Annotated in this window: 1 protein-coding gene; it reads right to left on the bottom strand. The window is 49.9% G+C overall.

From position 1 onward, the window contains the following. A partial coding sequence (locus tag ACS8FC_RS17825) for an FAD-binding protein (protein WP_439297774.1) occupies positions 1 to 684 on the bottom strand: 684 nt, incomplete at both ends.

Here is a 684-nt window from a genome sequence, read left to right as displayed (position 1 = left end):
CTCCAAGTTTGCCAAGCGGCAGCCTGCTTGCCATGCCATCATTACGCCATCACCGACGCAGACGTTCGGCGCGCTGGCACGCTTAAACAGTTGACCCAATCCACCACTAGCCAGTACGACTGCACGACTATGAAAGGTCAGTTGACGTTCATTGATATGATCAAAAACAAGCGCCCCTCGGCAATGCTTAGCATCGCTACTATCTGTAAAAAAAGGCTGACGACTAGTTATAGGCTGTGTCAGTAACTTAAGCGCTTCATGATAAGGTAGTACAGTGATATTGGTTGCCGCTTGCGCTTTGATGGTCAATGCGTCCATCACGTGTCGACCCGTCGCATCATCTGCATGGGCGACGCGTCTACAGCCATGACCACCTTCTTTTGTTAAATGCAAATCGCTGGTCTGTAACTGAGAGAAGTCCTGTGCGCTTGTATTATCCAAAGCGTTAGGTGAGTTCTGCGTAAAAGGGACACCTTGCGCACATAGCCACTGCACTGCTTGTTGTCCTGCACCCAAGATACTGGCAGTATTATCAGGTGTGCAAAGCCCTGCACCAGCTACTAGGGTATCAGCAACATGGTCAGACACAGAGTCATCTTTGTCTAAGCTGGCAGCAATACCGCCTTGGGCATAATGACTTGAGCAAACCTCAAGCGCCGCTTTGCTCAAAACCGTGATATTCAG

Source organism: Psychrobacter sp. 1Y4 (assembly GCF_051847555.1).
The sequence above is the reverse complement of the archived record's forward strand: the minus strand, read 5'-3'. Positions and strand labels throughout refer to the sequence as shown.